Source organism: Paenibacillus sp. EKM206P (assembly GCF_011066155.1).
In the GTDB taxonomy this organism is placed as follows: domain Bacteria; phylum Bacillota; class Bacilli; order Paenibacillales; family Paenibacillaceae; genus Paenibacillus; species Paenibacillus polymyxa_D.
Genome location: NZ_JAAMNQ010000001.1, coordinates 500632 through 518288, shown reverse-complemented (window position 1 = coordinate 518288; position 17657 = coordinate 500632). Strand labels below are relative to the sequence as shown.

General features: G+C 44.6%; 17 protein-coding genes. 4 read left to right on the top strand and 13 right to left on the bottom strand.

Annotation, left to right across the window (positions count from 1 at the left end; translation table 11 throughout):
* Nucleotides 1–43: 43 nt before the first annotated feature.
* From G9G53_RS02510 to G9G53_RS02455, 12 genes are all read right to left on the bottom strand, one after another.
* The gene (locus tag G9G53_RS02510; RefSeq protein ID WP_013309439.1) at nucleotides 44–292 is read right to left on the bottom strand and encodes an AbrB/MazE/SpoVT family DNA-binding domain-containing protein; all 249 of its coding nucleotides are present in this window, start codon (nucleotides 290–292) and stop codon (nucleotides 44–46) included.
* A gap of 375 nt (nucleotides 293–667) precedes the next feature.
* Entirely contained in the window at nucleotides 668–1132 is a 465-nt protein-coding gene (gene trmL / locus G9G53_RS02505) for a tRNA (uridine(34)/cytosine(34)/5-carboxymethylaminomethyluridine(34)-2'-O)-methyltransferase TrmL (RefSeq protein WP_023987805.1), read from the bottom strand.
* Between the two features lie 239 nt (nucleotides 1133–1371).
* On the bottom strand, nucleotides 1372–2463 hold the full coding sequence (gene serC / locus G9G53_RS02500; RefSeq protein ID WP_185156330.1) for a 3-phosphoserine/phosphohydroxythreonine transaminase: 1092 nt from the start codon (nucleotides 2461–2463) through the stop codon (nucleotides 1372–1374).
* A gap of 265 nt (nucleotides 2464–2728) precedes the next feature.
* Nucleotides 2729–4153: a type I glutamate--ammonia ligase gene (gene glnA / locus G9G53_RS02495; protein ID WP_029516512.1), complete on the bottom strand. Its 1425-nt coding sequence runs from the start codon at nucleotides 4151–4153 to the stop codon at nucleotides 2729–2731.
* 271 nt (nucleotides 4154–4424) lie between these two features.
* Nucleotides 4425–5462 (bottom strand): 3-deoxy-7-phosphoheptulonate synthase, encoded by a 1038-nt coding sequence (aroF, locus tag G9G53_RS02490; RefSeq protein ID WP_165145062.1) that lies wholly within the window; start codon nucleotides 5460–5462, stop codon nucleotides 4425–4427.
* Between the two features lie 261 nt (nucleotides 5463–5723).
* Nucleotides 5724–6680, bottom strand: coding sequence for a 4-hydroxy-3-methylbut-2-enyl diphosphate reductase (locus tag G9G53_RS02485; protein ID WP_165145059.1), 957 nt, complete (start codon nucleotides 6678–6680; stop codon nucleotides 5724–5726).
* A 111-nt stretch (nucleotides 6681–6791) separates the two neighbouring features.
* Nucleotides 6792–8270: a sensor histidine kinase gene (locus tag G9G53_RS02480; RefSeq protein ID WP_029516510.1), complete on the bottom strand. Its 1479-nt coding sequence runs from the start codon at nucleotides 8268–8270 to the stop codon at nucleotides 6792–6794.
* Nucleotide 8271: 1 nt separating this feature from the next.
* Complete coding sequence (locus tag G9G53_RS02475) at nucleotides 8272–8961, bottom strand: response regulator transcription factor (protein WP_029516509.1); 690 nt, start codon at nucleotides 8959–8961, stop codon at nucleotides 8272–8274.
* 149 nt (nucleotides 8962–9110) lie between these two features.
* Nucleotides 9111–10697, bottom strand: coding sequence for a S1C family serine protease (locus tag G9G53_RS02470; protein ID WP_029516508.1), 1587 nt, complete (start codon nucleotides 10695–10697; stop codon nucleotides 9111–9113).
* A 196-nt stretch (nucleotides 10698–10893) separates the two neighbouring features.
* Complete coding sequence (locus tag G9G53_RS02465; RefSeq protein WP_029516507.1) at nucleotides 10894–11202, bottom strand: hypothetical protein; 309 nt, start codon at nucleotides 11200–11202, stop codon at nucleotides 10894–10896.
* 84 nt (nucleotides 11203–11286) lie between these two features.
* Nucleotides 11287–11862 (bottom strand): 3D domain-containing protein, encoded by a 576-nt coding sequence (locus G9G53_RS02460; RefSeq protein ID WP_013309429.1) that lies wholly within the window; start codon nucleotides 11860–11862, stop codon nucleotides 11287–11289.
* Between the two features lie 61 nt (nucleotides 11863–11923).
* On the bottom strand, nucleotides 11924–12805 hold the full coding sequence (locus tag G9G53_RS02455) for a putative sporulation protein YtxC (RefSeq protein WP_029516506.1): 882 nt from the start codon (nucleotides 12803–12805) through the stop codon (nucleotides 11924–11926).
* A 240-nt stretch (nucleotides 12806–13045) separates the two neighbouring features.
* Here G9G53_RS02455 and G9G53_RS02450 point away from each other — a divergent pair, with 240 nt between their 5' ends.
* The 4 genes from G9G53_RS02450 to G9G53_RS02435 all read left to right on the top strand — a co-directional run bounded on the left by G9G53_RS02450 (nucleotide 13046) and on the right by G9G53_RS02435 (nucleotide 16322).
* The gene (locus tag G9G53_RS02450; protein ID WP_029516505.1) at nucleotides 13046–13441 is read left to right on the top strand and encodes a hypothetical protein; all 396 of its coding nucleotides are present in this window, start codon (nucleotides 13046–13048) and stop codon (nucleotides 13439–13441) included.
* 208 nt (nucleotides 13442–13649) lie between these two features.
* Nucleotides 13650–14144, top strand: a complete 495-nt coding sequence (locus G9G53_RS02445) for a cation:proton antiporter regulatory subunit (protein WP_029516504.1) — start codon at nucleotides 13650–13652, stop codon at nucleotides 14142–14144.
* Nucleotides 14145–14148: 4 nt separating this feature from the next.
* Nucleotides 14149–15375, top strand: coding sequence for a cation:proton antiporter (locus tag G9G53_RS02440; RefSeq protein ID WP_023987794.1), 1227 nt, complete (start codon nucleotides 14149–14151; stop codon nucleotides 15373–15375).
* Nucleotides 15376–15458: 83 nt separating this feature from the next.
* Complete coding sequence (locus tag G9G53_RS02435) at nucleotides 15459–16322, top strand: YitT family protein (RefSeq protein WP_029516503.1); 864 nt, start codon at nucleotides 15459–15461, stop codon at nucleotides 16320–16322.
* Nucleotides 16323–16418: 96 nt separating this feature from the next.
* Here G9G53_RS02435 and mqnC read toward each other — a convergent pair whose 3' ends face one another.
* Nucleotides 16419–17552 carry a cyclic dehypoxanthinyl futalosine synthase gene (mqnC, locus tag G9G53_RS02430; RefSeq protein WP_029516502.1) on the bottom strand — a complete coding sequence of 378 codons (1134 nt, stop codon included), beginning with the start codon at nucleotides 17550–17552 and terminating at the stop codon, nucleotides 16419–16421.
* Between the last annotated feature and the right edge of the window lie 105 nt (nucleotides 17553–17657).

The following is a 17657-nucleotide window of genomic DNA, read 5'->3' as shown; positions in this document are numbered from 1 at the left end:
AAAAAAAGCATCACGAACGAATGTCGTGATGCTTTTGCCTCATTTAGGAGGAATACTGTGTCATTTCTGTCAGGCATTGAGCACAAATATAACGGTCTTTGAAATCGTTCACTTGTTCTACTGACCCGCAGAATACACATTTTGGACGGTAACGCTCCAAAATAATGTGGTCACCCTGAACCAAAATTTCGACAGGATCTCCCTCATTCATTTGATATCTTTTACGCAGTGACTTAGGCAAAACTATTCTCCCCAGCTGATCAACTTTACGTACCACACCGGCAGGTTTCATCGTGATCGTACACCTCTCCTATTGAGTAATAACTTACAATTTCTTACCATGCGAAAAACTAGGTACAAAGACACTATTCTTTATGTAGTATTCGCTGTCTTTTTGTCGAATCCTGCTGATCACAGGAAATTTTATTACATTTTTTCATAAAATCATGAACCATATCAAAGTATGGTACAGAATGTCTATAATATTTTTATCGACCGGAAAGCCAATTATCATTAGCCCTAGTTGAGAAATTTCGCAAGTTTTTAACCATACAAGCTTGATTTAAGCTCTACTGTCATGTACTTTTGAGCAATAAAAGTGAAACTTTTATTAGCAACTAAGGTCCTGGTTCTTTATTCGCATTTATACTTGTTCACCTGATGCTCTTTATGATAAATCCGGAAAATCCATTTGTCTCAGCGCTTCATATACGATAATTGCAGCGGAATTCGACAAGTTTAGAGATCTTACTTTATCAGACATAGGCATCTTGATACATGTATCTGGATTAGCAGCTAACAATTCAGGAGGCAAGCCTTTCGTTTCCTTACCAAATACCAAAAAATCTCCATCCTGAAATGCAATATCACTATACCGCTGATTTGCTTTGGTCGTCGCATAAAAAAAGCGACCTTCCTGATATTTCTCCTGCACTTCAGCAAAAGACTCGTGATATTCAATGTGGACAGCGTACCAATAATCAAGTCCGGCGCGTTTTAACGTGGCATCGTCGGTACGGAAGCCGAGTGGCTTCACCAAATGCAGATGAGTTCCGGTTGCAGCACACGTTCTGGCAATATTCCCTGTGTTGGCCGGGATTTCCGGCTCGACAAGCACAATATGTAATGGCATCTCGTTTCGTTCCCTTCATCATTAAATTCATCAGACAAATAACCTACAGTTTAACCAAAGTGTATACATTGAAAACATACACATTCTTCTATTTTAACAAAATCAGACAGATATGAACATCAAACGACAAAAATTTCAACCCACACCACTAAAAGCCTTCCCCTATACACATTCAGGGAAGGCTCTACATTTACTTTTTCGATTTCAAATATCGTGTATCGAAATATATGTCGACGTAATCAACTGTTACGTTGCTTGAATCCGTCCATAAACTCGGCTAATGCTTGACAGTTCTCCAATGGAACAGCATTGTAGATTGAGGCGCGAAGCCCTCCTACGCTGCGATGTCCCTTCAGTCCGATGAACCCGGCCTGTTCGGATTCCTTAATAAATTGTTTTTCCAGCTCCTCATTCGCGAGGCGGAAGGTTACATTCATAATAGAGCGATCAGCGCTGTCCACACAACCACGATAGAAGCCTTCGCTACTGTCAATACGGTCGTATAGCAAAGCAGCCTTCTGCTGGTTCACACGCTCAATACCTTCCAAACCGCCTTCTTCCTGAATCCATTTCAGCACTTCATTCACCATGTATATGGCAAAAGATGGGGGGGTATTGTAGAGAGAGTTATTTTTTTCATATGTGCTATAACGCAACATGGTAGGAATATTGTCCGGTGAGGAAGTCAGCAACTCTTCACGGGCAATCACGACCGTCACACCAGAAGGTCCCAGATTTTTTTGTGCGCCAGCATAAATCAATCCAAATTGAGTAACATCAAAAGGCTTGCAAAAAATATCACTGGACATGTCCACAATCAATGGTACGGAACCCGTATCCGGAAATTGCTTAAATTGTGTACCTTCAATCGTTTCGTTGGACGTCATATGCACATAAGCAGTATTCTCAGGCAAGTCCAAGGAATCCACATTCGGAAGACGCATGTACTTCTCATCAGCGGAGGATGCAGCAATATGAGCCTTGCCCAGTAGCTTGGCTTCTTTATATGCCTTGTCCGACCAGCTACCTGTCATTACATAGCTCCCAGTCTGTCCTTCGCGCAAGAAATTTAAAGGTAGCATTGCAAACTGCGTACTTGCGCCCCCTTGTAGGAATAACACCTTGTAGCCCTGTGGATTGCCCAGCAGAGATAACAGACGTTCCTGCGCCTCATTATGAACAGATTCATACACAGCTCCACGGTGTGACATTTCCATGATCGACATCCCTGTTCCCTGGAAATCTACGAATTCAGCTTGTACACGTTCCAGTACTTTGAGCGGCAATGCCGCTGGTCCTGCATTAAAATTGTAGGCTCTCTTACTCAACAAATTCCCATCCCTTCTCTACTCTGGTGTGGATATTATCGCTATGATAGCAGTATTCATAAATGCGTTCAAGACTTGTATAAAAATGTTTTCAATTTCATTTATGATGTGACAGAGTTGTGAATGTTAACATATTTAACATCTTTATTCTGTGATTTTCACTTTAATATTAAAAGGTCCCCGGCATAAGACCGGAGACCTATTTTGAATAACAAGTGTTACCCGTAAGCTAATGTTTTTTATTCAAAGCAGCTATGCTATCGACTTATTAGCAGTCGAAATACAGGCTGTATTCGTGTGGATGAACACGGATGTTCACCGATTTAGCTTCAGAACGTTTGAGCTCTACATAGTTATCAATAAAGTCCTTCGTAAATACGCCGCCTTCAGTCAAGAATTCGTAGTCAGCTTCCAGAGCGTCCAGAGCCTCATCCAATGAACCAGGTACGCTACGGATTTTACCTTTTTCAGCATCAGACAGCTCGTAGATGTTGCTGTCAAGTGGACCATATCCCAATTCGATTGGGTTCAGTTTGCGCTTGATGCCATCCAGACCCGCCATCAGCATTGCTGAGAAGGCAAGGTAAGGGTTAGCCGTGGAGTCCGGTGTACGGAACTCGATCCGACAGCCTTTAGGAGTAACAGCTGCTACTGGAATACGTACAGCCGCAGAACGGTTACCTTTGGAGAATACCAGGTTAACTGGTGCTTCGTAGCCAGGAACGAGACGTTTGAACGAGTTGGTGCTTGGGTTGGTCAAAGCGATCAACGCAGGTGCGTGGTACAGAATACCGCCAATGTAATGAAGAGCCATTTCGCTCAAATTAGCATAACCACCTTTTTCGTAGAACAAAGGAGTGTCCCCATCGAAAATAGATTGGTGAACGTGCATACCGCTTCCGTTATCCCCAAAAATCGGTTTCGGCATGAATGTTGCCACTTTACCATATTGACGAGCTGTGTTGTGTACAATGTATTTATAAACGAGCAGGTTATCTGCTGTTTTCTTGAGTGTGTCAAAACGGAAGTTGATTTCCGCTTGGCCTGCCGTAGCTACCTCATGGTGATGGCGCTCAATTCTCAGACCTGCTTCTTCAAGCAAACGGCACATTTCACTACGGATATCTTGTTGGGTGTCTACTGGCGCTACAGGTACATATCCGCCCTTCACTCCCACTTTAAAGCCCAGGTTGCCGCCTTCTTCCTTACGGTTCGTGTTCCAAGCTGCTTCCTCGGAATCTACGAAGAAGGAGGAGCTATTCATGCCGCTTTCGTAGCGTACATCATCAAAGATGAAAAACTCGGACTCAGGTGCAAAAAATGCTGCTGTGCCGACTCCTGCGGATTGCAGAAATTCCTCAGCTTTTTTTGCAATGCCGCGAGGATCGCGGTCGTATTTTTCGCCATCTGGCGTAGCAATGTCACACAGAATATTCAGTGTAGGATGCTGAGTGAAAGGGTCAATAAAAACCGCTTCTGCATCGGGCAGCATAACCATGTCGGATTCCTCGATGCCACGATAGCCGGGAATGGAAGAACCGTCGAAAGCAACACCGTTAACAAATGTTTCTGCATCTACTTCGGAAGCTGGCAATGAAATATGGTGAGCACGACCAGACAAATCTACAAAACGAAAATCTACCCACTCAATATTATTTTCCTGAATTGTTTTCAATACGTTTTCAACGGACATGTCTTCTTCCTCCCAATTTTTCCGAACATTAAGTCTTATACAACCCTGAAATGTTCATGATCGAATGTTTTTTTCTGTCGTCATTATAAATCTCAAACATGACACGGGTCAATAGCTATGTAAGGTATTTTTTAAACTAATGTTAGATATGCTTACGCCCTTGATAACATTTGGATAGCACAAAAAGCCCGAAACATCGGGCTTTTAGGCAATTTAAATCTCATTACTGCGTTGCAGCAAAACTTTTATGCATTAATGTTAAACATTGGTTTTAGGCAATGGTACTAGGCGTGTGAAATGTTTTCCCCACAGCAGGAGCCAATATTTCCAAATCTTTTAGTAAATCTGAAAATTGATCCGGGAACAGGGATTGCACACCATCACCCGTCATCGAGTTGTCGGGATCTGTATGCATTTCAATAATTAGTCCGTCCGCTCCGGCAGCAACCGAAGCCTTCGTCATAGGAACAACCAATTCACGTCTACCCGTGCCATGGCTAGGATCAGAAATAACTGGCAAATGGCTCAATTGTTGCAACACAGGGATCGCAGACAAATCGAGTGTATTTCTGGTGTAGGTTTCAAATGTGCGGATACCGCGCTCACACAGCATAACATTCGGATTGCCACCTGCCAGGATGTACTCGGCAGCATTCAAAAACTCGTCATAAGTCGAGCTAAAACCGCGTTTGAGCAACACTGGCTTGCCGCAAGTTCCCAACTTGCGCAGCAGATCAAAGTTTTGCATATTACGTGTACCTACTTGCAGGATATCGGCATATTCCGCACAAATGTCTACGTATTCAGGTGTCATGACCTCTGTGATGGTCAAGAGGTCGTGCTTTTGGCCGGCTTCAGCCATCATGATCAGTCCTTCTACACCAGTTCCCTGGAAGCTGTAAGGCCCTGTACGCGGCTTAAAGGCACCTCCACGGAGAACTTGCGCACCTGCTGCTTTGACCAATCCGGCAATTTCATCTATCTGTGCAGCAGACTCAACGGCACATGGTCCACCCATAATGACAAGCTCGCCCCCACCGATATTTACACCTTTAATGGAGATAACCGTATTTTCCGGATGAAAATCACGGCTTGCCAATTTATAGGACTTCGATATTTTAACCACATTTTCTACGCCTTTCATTTGATGCAGATGTTCAGCCAGCTTGGGCTCTACGCTACCGATCAATCCGATGATCGTGCGATCCGATCCCCTTGATACATGAGCCTGCAATCCTTCTTTCTCAATAACTTCAACAATAGCTTGAATATGCTCTTCAGGTGTTTGAACACCAGCGATAACGATCATTTTTTTCTTCCTCTCTATGAAACATATTTTATTAACCAGTAATAGATTGATATTATGACACTTAGACGCTTGTTCGCTTTTAAGCTTTTATTCGTTAAAGCAACTATACCTGTTTTAGCTATACTCGTCAAGGTTTAATTATCCCGAATTATTCAATATTCAAACCTAGTGAAGCTACCGGATAATATCTATAAATTTAAACGATTGAAAAGCCGCTATCCGGATGGTTGTATCCGAATAACGGCTGTAATCAATCACATACTATTTCGTTGTTTTTGACTTCTCTCGTACAGGAGGCAGCAGTTTTTTCATATCTATGGTTCGCTGAATCTCCCACGTATCCGGGTTAGCCGCATCATACTGCTCCAAATACGTAATAACCTCTTTGGTAATCAGTGTCGGCGTTGAAGCCCCAGAAGTCACAGCTACTTTGGCTACGCCTTCAAGCCACTCCCTCTTCAGCTCGCTTACATCAGAAATACGATAAGCTGTTGTACCAGCAATTTCCTCCGAAACCTGAGCTAATCGGTTTGAATTGTTACTGCGCGGATCACCGACAACGATCACCAGATCCGCCTGTCCAGCCTGCTCAGCTACCGCTTCCTGACGTACCTGCGTCGCCAAACAGATTTCATTGTGTATCTCAGCACCCGGGAACTTCTCCAGCAGCTTCTTCATAATGTGCTTGATGTCCCATTGGCTCATGGTCGTCTGATTCGTGATAAGGATTTTGCCAGCTGGCAACGTAAGACTGTCGATCTCTTCTTCCTTTTCAATCAGATGAACATGGTTAGGAGCAATACCGATAGCTCCCTCCGGCTCTGGATGATTCTTTTTGCCAATATAAACAATCTGGTAGCCTTCGGCAGACTTCTCCCGAATCAGATCATGCGTTTTTGTGACGTCAGGGCAAGTCGCGTCTACCGTAGTCAGCCCCTTGTCTCGTGCCAACTTGCGTACCTCTGGTGATACGCCATGAGCAGTAAAGATAACAGTGCCGCTCTCTACCTGGCTTAAAATCTCCATACGGTTCGGGCCGTCCAGTGTAATAATCCCTTCGTCTTCAAAGGAATTCGTGACATGACTGTTATGCACGATCATGCCCAATATATAAATAGGCCGGGGTAAGTCCAGATTTCTGGCTGCCTGACGAGCCAATACCATGGCATCGACTACGCCGTAGCAGTAACCCCGGGGCGAAATTCTGAGTACTTCCAAAATGAGCCCCCGCTTTCTTCGACACAGTATACAGCTCCGATAACTCGGTAGCTGTGGGCATCCAAGCCTTTACCGGCCAATTCTATGATGTAGTTGCCTTCCTATTATAGCCTATTCCAAAGGCGCGGAAAAGCTGACCGGAAGCCAGATGACAAATGTCGTTCCTTCTCCTTGACGCGTAACCACTTCCACAGACCCGTGATGTTCATCAATAATCCACTTGGCAATAGACAGCCCCAACCCAATTCCCTCTGTCACCCCGCGCGACTCATCTGCCCGGTAAAAGCGGTCAAAAATAAAGGGAACCTCACTCTTGTCCATTCCAATGCCCGTATCACTGATCCGTAGCCCTACCTGTCCTTGATAAACAATGGCATCAAATCGGACTGTACCTTCAGGTGTGTATTTGAATGCATTATCAATGAAAATGAATAGCATTTGCTGTAAATAATCCTTGCTCCCATCCATATAAATACCATTCAGCAACGAAAAATCTCCCACATTCCATTCGGCCGTTCGCTCTAAAAACTGAGCACGACGGGCAACCTCACTTACAAGGGGTTCCAGCGCAACGGGAGTCTTATCGAACGTTTTCCCTGTGTCTGCTCTCGCAAGTGACAACATATCACTCACCAAACGACTCATCCGTTTGCCTTCATCTGCCATGTCATTTAATGCCTCCATAGAAAGCTCACGAATCATCTCTTCATCCATATTCGGTCGCTCTCCTGGTTCGGTAGTCCACATTTTGAGCAAAAAATCAACGTTGCCACGGATCGTCGTTAGCGGCGTACGAAGCTCATGGGAAGCATCAGCCACAAAACGGCGCTGTGCACCGTACGCATCTTCCAACTCCTTGTAAAACACCTCTGTACGCCCCAGCATGTTGTTAACTGTCCCGATTAATTGTCCAATTTCATCTGGTGGTCCGTCATATTCAATCCGAACACTCAAATCATTACTGGATTGAATCTGATTTGCCCCCTCAATTACCTTGACCAGCGGCTTCATAGACTTGCGAGCCAGAAAGAGACCTGAAGTCGCAGCAGCAAGTAATGCAAACAACGAACCATATACAAGCACATTTTGCAACCTGTTCATGAGTCGATCCTGAGAGCCCGTGAATTGTCCTACCTGTAGCAACCCGACTACCAAGCCCAACTCCTCGGACTTAATGGGCTGTTGGTAAATCATAAAGGTATCCCCATTTACGTTCACACGCCGGATTCCCTCATTTTGAACTGCTCCTGTCGCTGTAGATGGAACAGGGAAGGTGATATTGAGGTCTTTCATGTTTTGGGTGGTTTTGGTAACACCTGATGTATAATTGTAAATTTGTACATATAGCTGTGAATCATCAATTCCACGTTCTTGCACTAAACCCAAATCCAGATTGGGGACTTCAAATAATCCCCCTTTAATTGTAAGCAGTAGCTGCTTGTTAATCCGTGGCGCCTGAGTCGTAAGCTGACTTTTTACTTCATTGTATGTGTAATAATAAACCAGTCCGTAAATAGCCAGACCAAAAATGACAAGCACTATAGCCAAGATGCTCGAATACCAAGCTGTCAGCCGCCACCGAATAGACATATTACACATCACCTCTTAAAATGTAGCCAGCTCCCCGAATTGTACGAATGAGACGTTTACCGCCATCCTGCTCCGTTTTTTGTCGTAGCATGGCAATATATACTTCGAGCACATTCGATTCTCCGCTATAGTCATAGCCCCAAATTTTGTCCATAATCAGATCACGCGACAGAACACGCTTCGGGTTTTGCATGAACAAATGGAGCAGTTCAAATTCTTTGGCCGTCAGTTCCAAGCGTTTGCCGCCACGAACCACTTCACGGGATTCGTTATCCAGTTGTAAATCCTCGAAGGTAAGTCTATTTCCGTTATTGCCCTGTTGTTCGGTTTTACGCCGCAAAAGCGCTCGCACTCGTGCCAGCAACTCCTCCAGAGCAAACGGCTTGACGAGATAATCATCGGCCCCTAGATCCAAGCCTTTAACCCGATTCTCAACCTCATCCTTGGCTGTAAGCATTAGGACAGGTACCGTGCTCCCCCCCTCCCGCATGCGACGGCATACCTCAAAACCATCGACTTGCGGCATCATTACATCCAGCACGACTACATCAGGCTCAGCTGTCAGCATTTTATTTAATCCCTCTGCTCCATTGGCGGCTGTCAGCACTTCATAGCCTTCAAATGCCAGTCCTCTGCGCAGCATGGAAACAATTTTTTCATCGTCATCAATGATCAAAATAGTAGAACGCATACACGATCGAACTCCTTTATCTCTTCTTTTCCCTCTATTGTAGCAGGAGTACACGCGCGTAGCATCTTGCTACTTCATACAGCAAGAAACGGAAGGGATCTTCCTTCCGTTTCTTGCGTGCACATGTTCATTTTTGTAAAGTTATCATCTTATTGCTGGAGCGTCGAGCTAAAGTCATTTTTATTGCCTATTTTCAGTTGAACATCTTTTTTCTGCCCAGCTCGTTCGATGTTAAGCGTCAGTGCTGTACCCACTTTTTGTTTTTGAATGAACTGGATCAGCTCTTGTGACGTGCTATAAGGCGTGCCATTGGCTCCGATAATCACATCGTAAGGACGCAGATCAGCCTGATAAGCTGGTGATTTGTATATAATATCTCGTACAACCGAGCCTTCGGTCAGGGTTGTTCCCAGTTCTTTGGCTACTTCAGGACTCAAATTTAACAGACTTGCACCAATGAAAGGTACAGGTTCTTTAGGGATAGGCTGGTTATTTTTCAGCTTATCGACGACTTCCAAAATCGTATTGGACGGGATCGCAAACCCGATTCCCTGTGCGTCTGCACTAACAGCTACGTTCATACCGATAACTTGCCCTTGCAGATTTAACAGCGGTCCACCAGAGTTACCAGGGTTAATGGACGCATCCGTCTGAATGAGATGCTTGTATTGCGTCGGTTTTCCAGTTGATTCACTATTAATGGTGATCGTACGTTCTTTCGCACTTAGCACCCCGGCTGTTACCGAATGCTCAAAGCCTTCAGGGTTGCCAATTGCGACCATCCACTCGCCGACTTTAGCGTTATCCGAGTCACCCAAAGTTACTGTCGGAAAGTTATTTTTGCCTTCAATTTTAAGTACCGCCAAATCAAGATCAGCATTTTTGCCCAAGACTTTGGCTTCGTAAGGCTTATTAGTTCCCTCTACTGTAACCTGAACCACACTCGCGCCTTCAACAACATGGTTATTGGTTAGGACGTAACCCGATTTATCAAAAATAAAACCGGAACCAATACCAAGCGGAGTCAGCTGTCCGCTGTTGCTACCTTCATTTTCATTACTGTTACCGCTGCTGCCACTGTCACCATACTGATTACCGAAAAAGTATTGATACAGCGGGTCATTGTAATAAGGGCTACTTTGTCTGCCGCTGCTGCCACTGGTTTGTTTGGCAAGCGTTTCGATTTTGACGACTGCCGGTCCAGCCTTAGCCACAACAGATTGAACATCAGCGGTACCTGAAGGCATCACAGCCGGAACTGCGCTTGGAGTCGAGCTGGTTGTTCCTGAATTAGTCGTTTCTCCGCTTTCAGCTGCCGCCGAAGTCAACGCCGTCTCGGGTGTGAACATATTTGTTCGGTCAGCTGTATACATCAATACTGTAATGACCAGCATCCCGGCCAAAAAAGATAAGAAAATTGTTTTCACCTGCGACTTGGGCTTATTCGGTTTGAATTGCCAGTTGCCGCCATTTCGACCCGAACCATCCTGTTGCTCAGGCATAGCACGATGGTATGAGGGAGGAAGGGGTCTTACTGCCTGCGGTGGCGTGATCTCAACATCTTTTTCCACCGACTGCCCTTCCTTACGTTGTCCGTCCGATTGAACTGAAGAAAAAGGGCCGTAAGAATAATAATATGAGGAACCGTTCGAATCGTTTTGCCGAGTTACGTTATCGGTATCAACCTGATCGTTGTCGTTCCGGCGTCCGGAGTTATTATTTTTAAATTCGTCCATTGTATATCTCCTCCCAAACCCTATGCTTCAAGGTGGTGTTGTTTAACTGACTTTATTTTGCACTTTAAACCTTAATTCCACCTTAAAAACAATTAAAAAGGAGATAAAACCTTAGACCTATTTGTACCTAACCACTTTTACTCAAAACGAAATGCCCCGGATATAATCCGGAGCATTATCGATTGTATATGCTTTTTTATTTCGTGTTAAAGTTTTCGTCGAACTTTTCATTCGGTGTTTGAGCATTGTTTTGAATTTTGTTGCGACTAGAGTTTTGAACTTTTTGTGCTACTGCACCTGTACCGCCTTGATCTGTTGCAAATTCTTCATCATACTTCTCATTTGGTGTCTGGAAGTTGTCTTGAATTTTATTTTGTTCAGACTGCTTTACCTTTTGTGAAACAACACCTACCGTATTGTCTTGTGCAAATTCCGCTTTGAACTGATTTCCTGTGCTTGCATTGAAGCCTTTGTTCGTGAAAGAACTTCCGCCTTGATTTGGCATAATTCTCAACCTCCCAGTATGTTTTGTGGGATAAACTCATCCCGCAACATAGTATGTGATGTTGGAAAAAACAATATTCAAGGATTATATGGAAGCATCCAGTGTCGCGGTCGGAATGGTTTTATGCGTTTCTATCGCCTTTTGGAGCGATTTCACCATCTTTTCCGTACATTTTCCGTTACCTTTTTTTATAATTTGAACATCCACATCTTTCTTGCCCCATTCAGAATACACCTGCCGGGTTGTTTTAAAATACAAATCAATTTTATTGCCCTTAATCGCAGAACCTGTATCTGCTACAATCCCGTATCCATAACCAGGAATGTACAATATGCTTCCCAAAGGAAACGTTTTGGGATCAGCCGCAATCGTAGACAGCGTGTTCTTGTCACGACGCACTTTTACACCGGAATACGTAATACCGTAACCGGGATGACTTGGCCGTTTGCCAGTCGATTCATAGCCTGCTGTATATCCTGTTGCTGTGACCGTCATGGTCGTAATAACCTGCTCTTCACGTGGAGCTAAAACAGGTGTGGACTGCCATTTCTTATGCTGGACCGGTTCTTTGTGACCGTAAACTTCATTACCGGGCAATACCAGACAGGTTGCGATTAGCACGGTTCCCAAAATCCGTTTCCATACCAACATGGATCTCATAAAAAACCTCCCCTTGAGGCAAAGGCTTTCCAGAAATCCATTGGTTTATACGAACAGATTATTATTTTTGAACATCCTGACCTGGATAAAATCTGCTCAGCTTCACTTTATCTTCAAAAATATGCAGGAGTGTCCGCACTATGGGGGTGTGCTCATCGTCTGTATGCAATATAATGGAAGCAGGAGAAATCGAAATAAGGGTGCTCACGATTCGATCCTCGACCTCCATTTCCAGTTCAATGCCTGGCATCTCGACAATGATGTCATCTGCATCGGGAGTCGGTATCGGCACCATGGCACTATCCAGAATCGTAAAATTATGTCCGCCTTGGTGAAGTACGTGTACGAGCGGAACTTTGCTTTCCTGAAAAAAAACAAAATATTTAAGCAACCCCATAAATTCTTCGTATTGCCGATCTGCCCAGAATTCTTCCATGGCATAGTCGACGATTTCTTCAAGCTCTTTTTTATACGCATGGAGCCTAAATTGAATCAGTCCTTCCAAATTGATCACACGAAGCTCCTTAAAATCCTTCTCCAGGAGAGTGGTCAGCTTACCATGACGCTTCAAACGACCTCTCGGGCCATCATCGTTTAACAGTGAACGAATCATACTGCGAATTTGCTCTGTATCCTCTTTCTCCAGCAGCGAACAGGCTTTGGTGAGAATGAGATTAAGCAGCCCCCACTCCTTGACCTCGATAATATAATCCGCTATTGCCGAAGACATGATGCTGTATACACAGGGGAGAAAGCTTTCAAACGCCGAATTGCTTTCTGTGCCCTTGCAGGTCCATGCCACTTTGTTGTCCAGCTGTCTGAAAGTGAATCGAAATCCGCGCCGTGACATATGTAGTCCCTTTGTTCTACTTTTGACCACTTCGTAAAACCGGTCGGGTTCCTGATCTCCGTCTGTATTGGTCCACACTGTAAACAGTTCCATTGGCTCACTCCTTTCGATCACTGCTTTCAGTATATGGCGGCCTCTGAAGGGTTATACGAAGTGAACGACTGGAAACAGAAAGACATAGTCAAAAGAGGATGATCAGGTTTCAAAAAGCCGGTTGGCGTGTTATAAACAATTACTGTGGTATAGGAAAAAAACGAAAGACGTTTGAATATTTAGGGTGGGGTATGTTAAGGTTAAATTAATATGAATTTTTCACAAGAGGGAGGAGATAAGATGTCAACGATGCTGAACATGCTGCGTACATTCATGATCGTCATATTGAGCCTCGTTCAGATTTTGTCCCTTCCTGTGACGTTTCATGCGGAAGACACTACTCAATCCCTTCAGTTTACTGCGGGATCTTCTCTCCTGTCTCATGCTGATGTTTCCTCGTTAGAAACCGATTCTCACGGTCTGGAGCACCATCCCAAACCAGCTATACGCAAATCCTCCCCTTTACTTCATCTGGTGATCGCTGCGGCCAAATCACTTCCCTTTGTCATTTTGATGGCGTTTGTGCTGCTATTGAGCATCCCTAAACTACGTCTGCCTTTTATTCCTGTCATTTGCAAACTAAAGAAGCAATTGTACTTGTTCCCCATCAAATTTACCTCTAGTTATGTGGCTTAACCTCCCTTAAGCATGCACATCACTACATTTGCATGTCTATTTGTTAACCGTTCCCAATAAGTGTAATACGTTAAGTATATTTATCAGGTTTTCTATGTTAATTTATAAAATTTAATACAAAAAGAAAGTTTTCATGTCACTCCCAAAGCATGTGATTTATTTCCCATACCATTCATTTAAATAACGTATCGTACAGGAGGCTTTACAAATGGATATTCGAGAGTCTATTTTGCCAGGAATCGGGATTAAGTATCGAATAGATGCAGAGAGTGGCGACCGAATTGTCATTATTATTCATGATGATGGCAGGCGTGAGTTGTATCACTTTGATTACGAGGATTTGGAACAAAGTATTTCTATGACAACCCTGAATGATCAGGAAGCACGATTGGTAGCCTCCATCATCGGGGGTATGACATATAAGCCGAAACAGCTTGAAAGTGTAGAAATGACGTTTGACGATTTTATTATCGAATGGTATAGAGTGGAATCTCACTATGCAAGTGTTGGCAAATCCATCGGTGAGCTGGATATTAGACAAAATTCGGGAGCCACTGTTATTGCCATTGTGGAGAAAAAGGGAATGAAATATGTAAATCCTGGTCCTGAAGTGATTATTAACGATGATGCCATTGTAGTTGTTGTTGGGGAACGCGATCAGCAAAAACGCTTTAAACAAATCCTTATGAACGGAAGCGGGTGATTGGATGGATCATCTGGTATTTGAGGTTGGATTGGCTATTGCTCTCATCGCTGCAGCCGGACTTATTTCCTCCAAACTGCGCTTCTCGGTCATCCCTTTTTATATCCTGATCGGAATGGCAGTTGGACCGCATGCGATGGAGCTATGGCATTTTGATTTTCGCTTTATCGAAAGCGCCCCTTTTATTGATTTTATGGGAAGAATCGGAGTGCTGTTTCTTCTCTTCTACTTGGGTCTGGAGTTTTCAGTAGGTCGGTTAATTAAATCAGGCCGCTCCATTGCCGTGGGTGGCACCATTTATATTGGCATCAATTTCACACTGGGGCTGGCTCTTGGCTTCCTGAGCGGCTTTCCTGTAGCAGAAACACTGGTTATCGCCGGAATTACAACCATATCATCCAGTGCTATTGCTGCGAAGGTGCTGGTAGATCTCAAGCGGACTGCCAATGCTGAAACTGAAATGATTTTGGGCATTATTATGTTCGAGGATGTTTTCCTCGCCGTATACATCTCCATCCTCTCCGGATTGGTTCTTAGCGATTCATCCTCGCTCGGGGGTGTACTGCTATCAGCTCTAATCGCGCTTGGCTTTATGCTTGCAGTCATTATTATCGGTCGTAAGGCCGTCCCTCTGTTAAATCGGATTCTCCGTATTCGCTCCAATGAGGTATTCGGACTTGTTGTTTTCGGCTCCCTGTTTCTGGTGGCTGGTTTTTCGGAAACGATTCATGTGGCGGAAGCTATCGGCGCCCTGTTAGTCGGTCTCGTACTGGCCGAAACGGAACATGCCAAACGGATCGAGCATTTAATTGTTCCTTTCCGCGATTTCTTTGGCGCTCTGTTCTTTTTCAGCTTTGGGCTATCCATTGATCCACTGTCCCTAGGAGGAAACGCGATATGGCTTGCGCTGGCAGCAGTCGTTCTCACGTTATTTGGGAACATTTGGGCAGGAATGTTGGCTGGGCGTACGGCCTCCTTATCTCCCAAAGCGTCAGCAAATATCGGCCTGACCATTGTGGCACGGGGTGAATTTTCGATTATCATGGCCAACTTGGGTAAAGAAGGTGGTTTACTTGATATTGTTCAACCTTTTGCAGCCATCTATGTACTCATACTGGCCATTCTTGGACCACTTCTCACAAAGCAGTCAAAACCTATTTTTAATATGTTAAACAAAATATTCAAGTTCAAGGACCCCCGCCTACGAAAAGAAGAAAGTAACTCGGCGTAACTGTAAAGCTGGATACGACAATCCATAGGAGGGAAGGCTATGCCGCACGCTATTAAACATGCCGAAACTCTATGAGGCGGCTTGTGAAGCCCGCTTCAGAAGATGCGAGCAGGTTCCCTGTCTTTTATACGGTGATTGGCGGAATTACGGCATCCGTCGGTCTGGAATTGTTTTTGCATCCGCATGATATGATCGCTGGAGGCGTCACGGGGATCTCCAGACTCATGTCGCTTTATACACAAGAGCATTTTGGGTTATTGCTATTCGTTTTGAACTTGCCACTCATGCTGCTGTATTCTTTATCCACTCACAAACCCATGCTGCTCCGTGCACTACCCGGCTTGTTCGCCTTTTCAGGCTCAGCCATCATTCTTTCGCCTTTTCCGGCAGTGAGCGGCCATCCGGTCGTATGTGCTTTGGGCGGCGGAATCTGTATCGGTCTTGGCGCAGGACTGGCAGCTCGTCACGGTGGTCTGCTTGATTCACTAGGACTTAACGAACCAGGCGATGGCCGTCCATCCACATTGTTGCTAACACACCGCAAGATTCCGTTAATACAGATTGTTATGCTATGTAACGGTCTGCTGCTCATTACAGCTGGCTTTGTGCTAGGCTGGGAGCCAGCTCTATATTCAGCCTTATCCTGCCTCGCCGCCTACGAAACGACCCGGCTGATGTTTACCGGTCTGACGCGTATGGTTTGTGTTGTCAGCAAGAAGCAGCCAACCGTCGAGGATGCTATATATCGCAGGTTGCGTATACACAGCACGCCTGTTGAAGGCTCTGCCCAGATAGAGGGCAAGATCAAAAGCGAATCTGAGGATAAAAAAGAACAAATGGTCATCGTTTACAGCGTTCATCTGTTGGATTTGCAGCGCTTTAAGGCAGTCATCCAAATGGCAGACCCGCAAGCTGAGATCATGTATATGAAACGATGGAAAGCATAGCAAAGTAACACATCAAAAAAACGCTTATCTGCACTAATCTATGTATAACGATTAGTACAGATAGGCGTTTTGTAATGAACACTATATTAACGGATATTAATTCTGCATGATAAAATCATGTTCAATACTGCTGGCACTGTCAAAAGTACGAATAATATCATAACGGGTATTACGCTGTGCCGGAATGTGACCCGTCTCGCGGATCAACTGTAAAATGGATTCAATGTTAACCTTATACGTTGCGCCTGCAGCGGAAACTACGTTTTCCTCAATCATGGTGCTACCAAAATCATCGCAACCGTAGTACAACGATTTTTTACCGATTTCAGGTCCCATAGTTACCCATGAGGATTGAATATGCTTGATGTTATCCAATACAAGACGACTGATCGCAACGGTCTTCAGATATTCCTCCGGCGTCTGACGTTCCTTCTTCAGGTTGGTATTGTCTGGCTGGAAGGTCCAAGGAATAAAGGCCAAAAATCCTTCAGAATTATATTTGTTTTCAATGCATTCGTCCTGAGCATCACGAACACGCAACAAATGCAGCGCACGCTCCTCCATCAACTCGCCAAAGCCAATAACCATCGTAGCAGTCGTGTTCATCCCAACCTTATGAGCCGTTTGCATGACATCCATCCAATCACGCCAAGAGCCTTTGAGACGGCTAATTTTGCGGCGTGTGCGGTCATCCAAAATTTCTCCACCTCCGCCCGGAAGCGAATCCAATCCAGCTTCATGAATGGCGCGGATTGTTTCTTCCATAGAAAGACCAGATTTCTCCTTCATTTTGTGAATTTCAGCTGGCGAGAAGGAGTGCATCGTAATATCGGGAAAACGCTCCTTGATACCTTTCAGCAAATCGGTATAATAACTGAACGGCAGATTCGGGTTCACACCGCCTTGCATTAGAATTTCGGTGCCACCTACTTCCTGCGTTTCCTTGATCTTCTGAAAGATCACCTCATCCGGCAAAACATAACCTTCATCAGAACCTGGTCTACGATAAAAAGCGCAGAAGCGACAGTATACGTCACACACGTTTGTATAGTTAATATTTCGTCCGATAACGAAGGTTTTAACGGGATCGGGATGCATGCGATTCATGACTTTATTCGCCGCATGACCGATTTTTTCTACCTCGTCTGATTCGAACAAAGCAACGGTATCCTCTAAATTCAGGCGTTCGCCGCGTAGGGCTTTATCTAAAATATGGTCGATTACACTCATGGTGTATCCTCCTTCGCTGTCACAGGGCGACGAAATGAACGACAGGACTTATGAACGAGAATGCTTTCACAAACCTGCGTTCGAACCCTGCCGTAATGTATGTTC